This is a genomic window from Pseudomonas sp. KBW05 (assembly GCF_003852405.1).
GTDB lineage: Bacteria > Pseudomonadota > Gammaproteobacteria > Pseudomonadales > Pseudomonadaceae > Aquipseudomonas.
The window spans coordinates 298,786-299,035 of sequence record NZ_QAJM01000009.1 but is presented as its reverse complement, the minus strand read 5'-3'; the positions used below and the strand labels follow the sequence as shown (position 1 = coordinate 299,035).

The following is a 250-nucleotide window of genomic DNA, read 5'->3' as shown; positions in this document are numbered from 1 at the left end:
GGGCGACCCCAGATCAAAAGCAAGAGCGCGGCGGCCTTAGAGCCGACCGGTATTTTTGATGGTGTTCACTCTTCAATTGTGGGAACCGGCACCTGTGGGAGCTGGCTTGCCTGCGATGCAGACACCTCGGTACATCAGGCACACCCAGTTGATGCCATCGCAGGCAAGCCAGCTCCCACAGGGAAACGCGCAGGCTTCCTAGATCAGGCCGGCTGTCAGGCCGCCTCGCTTTGTTTTTGATCTTAGGCGC

1 pseudogene is annotated in these 250 nt (G+C 59.2%); it reads left to right on the top strand.

Annotation, left to right across the window (positions count from 1 at the left end):
* Positions 1 to 240: pseudogene (locus DBR46_RS30410) on the top strand (hypothetical protein); the annotation flags it as partial.
* Positions 241 to 250: the final 10 nt, after the last annotated feature.